This is a genomic window from Arthrobacter sp. AB6 (genome assembly GCF_031844545.1).
GTDB lineage: Bacteria > Actinomycetota > Actinomycetes > Actinomycetales > Micrococcaceae > Arthrobacter.
Genome location: NZ_JAUZVL010000043.1, coordinates 1 through 3,472, shown reverse-complemented (window position 1 = coordinate 3,472; position 3,472 = coordinate 1). Strand labels below are relative to the sequence as shown.

The 3,472-nt window shown below is 63.0% G+C and carries 2 protein-coding genes, 1 tRNA gene and 1 pseudogene; 3 read left to right on the top strand and 1 reads right to left on the bottom strand.

From position 1 onward, the window contains the following. Positions 1-327: pseudogene (locus Q9R30_RS19190) on the bottom strand (hypothetical protein); the annotation flags it as partial. Positions 328-491: 164 nt separating this feature from the next. Between Q9R30_RS19190 and Q9R30_RS19185 the strand changes: the two are divergent. The 3 genes from Q9R30_RS19185 to Q9R30_RS19175 all read left to right on the top strand — a co-directional run bounded on the left by Q9R30_RS19185 (position 492) and on the right by Q9R30_RS19175 (position 3,348). Continuing rightward, a tRNA-Ser gene (locus tag Q9R30_RS19185) sits at positions 492-581 on the top strand. 248 nt (positions 582-829) lie between these two features. Beyond that, positions 830-2,419 carry a helix-turn-helix domain-containing protein gene (locus Q9R30_RS19180; protein ID WP_311218582.1) on the top strand — a complete coding sequence of 530 codons (1,590 nt, stop codon included), beginning with the start codon at positions 830-832 and terminating at the stop codon, positions 2,417-2,419. Beyond that, positions 2,416-3,348: a glutaminase gene (locus Q9R30_RS19175; RefSeq protein ID WP_311218581.1), complete on the top strand. Its 933-nt coding sequence runs from the start codon at positions 2,416-2,418 to the stop codon at positions 3,346-3,348. The genes Q9R30_RS19180 and Q9R30_RS19175 overlap by 4 nt, the downstream gene beginning before the upstream one ends. The last annotated feature ends 124 nt before the right edge of the window (positions 3,349-3,472 follow it).

The following is a 3,472-nucleotide window of genomic DNA, read 5'->3' as shown; positions in this document are numbered from 1 at the left end:
AAGGACCGCCGCAGCCAGCGCCTTCGCCGCCGCCAACTTCGCTTCCGACCGCGCCACCCCGCCCAGGACGTCCAAGGCCGCATCAACAACCCGCTGCAACGGATCATCACCGAGCACGCCGGCACCCGCACCGAGCGGGATGGAACCATCAGCGAGAGCCTCGGCGACAGGGGCCCCGCCAGCGCCACGCCCGCCTTGACGGGAACCACCAGAAGCAGCGGCGGAACCAGAAGCTGCAGGGCTTCCGCCAGCCAGCGCAGCCATAAACGCAGCGACAGAAGCGTCAACCGCTTCCTCCGCCTGCACCACCGCCGCGTTCGATTCCATACCTCCATCATCGTGAGGGGGTCCGACATTATTAGGCCCTCAGCCCACCGCCTGCGAAAAAGTTTTGAATCTTTTTGGGCCACCCCTGTCCGGGCGATAGCGAGCCAGGCGGGATCGGCCCCGTTTTGGGGATGGGCGCCTCGCTCCGGTACCCTATTGAGGTTGGTGACGTGTCCGAGCGGCCGAAGGTGCAACACTCGAAATGTTGTTTGGTGTAAAAGCCAACGTGGGTTCAAATCCCACCGTCACCGCCAAGTAGCAGGGCCCCGTTTCTCTTTGTGAAAGAGAAACGGGGCCCTTTTGGTTTGTGGACCAGTTGCCGTTCCGGCGTCCTGCGTCGAGTGCCCGGCACGGCGTGGAGACCGGTGAAGCACATACATTGGAAAGGAAACCGAAAAGCACCTGCCGGATTGGGATTTCCGCACAAATTTTCCGCATTCCGCGGTGGATACCATGGGCTGACCGGACAGAGCCGTCCGGCCAGATCGACCAGAAGGAACCCATGACTGCGGTGACGGTGGACGATATCCTCTCGGATCTCCCCTTGGGCTTTGGAAGCCTCATCCTCCGGCCGGCGGACGGCTCCGCGGTGGAACGTTTCCTGATCATGGACGCCGAGGATGAAAAGCTGGACGGTGACAGGGCGTTTGTCCTGCTGATTGGAGTCCGCGGACGGTCGGCTTTGCCCGCATTGCGCCGGCTGCTGCGGAACCCCCCGCCGGTGGTGGCCGTCAAGGGAAACCGGCAGGAGCTGTCCGAAGCCGAAGAGTTGCTGCGCGACGCCGGTACCGGCCTGCTCCTGGTGGACCCGGCCGCCGATTGGGACCGCCTGCTGTCTATCGCCAAAGACAGGATCCAGCCCCGCAGCTATCAGAGCGAAGTCCTGACGCTGCTGGAAGAAGACCTGTTCGCGATCGCCCAGACCACTGCCCGTCTCACCTCCAGCCATGTGGTGATCGAGGACGCGGCCAACAAGGTCCTGGCGTATTCCACCGTTTCCAATGACATAGATGAGCTTCGCAAAGCCTCCATCCTGGCCAGGCGCGGGCCACGGAAATACGAGCTGCTGCTCAAGGACCTTGGGGCCTACCGTGAACTGCATGGCACCCGGTTCCCCGTGCGCGTACCCGCCAGGCCCCAGGACGGACTGCGCGAACGCGTAGCCATCACGCTTTTCGCCGGTAACAGGATCATGGGCTACATCTGGCTCCAGGAGACCGGCGACGGCTTCGGCCCGGACGTTGACCAAGTGTTGCAGGGTTCCGCTGTCCGTACCTCGGCTGAGCTGATCCGTTACCGCAACCAGCAGTCCGTGCACATGCGGGAGGACCGTATTGCCCGGATCCTTTCAGGTCCCGCGGAGGCAGCAGCCAGCGCGCACAGCGAAAAGATCTCCGCTGACCGCCCGGCCGCTCTGATCCTGATCGGGATTTCCGATGTCGAAGCCGATGACGCCGCACTAAAGCACGGCGAGCTTGCCAACCTGGCTTCCATCCACGCCGCTGCCTACAAAGCTTCCGCAATCGTGGGGCAGTTCAAAGGCGACACCGCAGTGATTGTCCCCGGCCTGCAGTCTGCAGCAGCGGAACCGGGGCTCCGGGGCCTTGCAGAGTCCATCGTCCGGGATGCACGCAAGCACCTTGGCATCACGCCGTTTGCGGCCGTAGGCCCGGTGGTCCCGGACCTGCTCTCCATCCACTCGGTCACCCGGATGGCAGAAGCACTGTTGAGCTGCGTGGGAAGGTCCACAACGTCCTCAGTGGCCACCGTGGACGATTTTGAGGGAGAGATCCTTTTCCGCGAAGCAGTACAGAATTTCGCGTCTTCGGCTTTCCGCCACCGCAGCCTCTCGGCCCTCCTGTCTGAGGACGTTGAACTGGCCGAAACGCTGCGGGTGTACTTCGAAGCTTCCCTTGATGTTGCCTTATGCGCCCAACGGATGAACCTGCACAAAAACACCGTCTACTACCGCATCAGCAAGGTATCCAAAGTGACCGGACTGGACTTCGGCAACCCCCGGGACTCGCTGGTTGCCCTGCTGCACATCCAGGAATGGGCTGAAACATCCAATCGAAAAGCGGGCCGGAAATGACCGTAGCGATTGCGGCCCCACCGCTCGGCCCCCTCCTCCACGACCTCGTGCGGAACCATCGGCCACGGCGGGAGTCTGGGTCTGTCCCGGCGAACATCCCGTTCCTTGCGGACGTTCCCTTCAACAAGTTCGGCATAGCCATTGCCACCACTTCCGGCCAGGTCTTCAGCTCCGGCGACGCGGATGTCCCCTTCTCGATCCAGAGCATCTCCAAAGTGTTCACGCTGGCCATGGCCCTACAGGGCGACACCACCGGAAGGCTGTGGTCCCGGGTCCTGCGTGAACCTTCAGGGACCCCGTTCAACTCGCTGGTCCAACTGGAGGCGGAACACGGGATCCCGCGGAACCCCTTCATCAACGCCGGCGCCTTGGTGGTCACGGACCACCTGATGGAAGAAACATACGACGCCGCCGCTTGGGTACTGCGGTTCCTCACCGCACAAGCGGGCGTCAGCGGGCCGTACATCGATGAAGCGGCGGCCGCCAGCGAGCTTTCGGGCAGCAGCCGCAACCTGGCGCTCGCGCATTTCCTGAAGGACTTCGGCAACCTGAAGCGACCGGCGGAAGCAGTGGTGGAGAACTACGTCCGCCACTGCTCCATCATGATGACCTGCGTTGAACTCGCCAAGGCAGGGCTTTTCCTGGCCGGGGAAGGCCGGGGAACGACGGGCCCCGTCCTGTCCCCGAGCGAGGCCAAACGCGTTGGCTCCATCATGCTGACCTGCGGCATGTACGACGCTGCCGGAGAGTTCGCGTACCGGGTGGGCCTTCCTGGCAAAAGCGGTGTAGGTGGCGGCATTCTGGTCATCGTTCCCGGCGAGTGCTCCATCTGTGTGTGGAGTCCCCGGCTCGACGGCAAAGGCAATTCCCTTGCCGGCACTGCCGCCCTCGCCGACCTTTCCGACCGCACCGGCTGGTCAGTTTTCTGATCTGCATTCCCTTGCCTGCCATGTGAAGGTATCCCCCCACAACCTTTCCCCACCCAGTCAGATCTTCCCCGGATCGAAAGGATCAACCATGCCCCACAACCCCAACGACGAGGTTGCAGCAAAT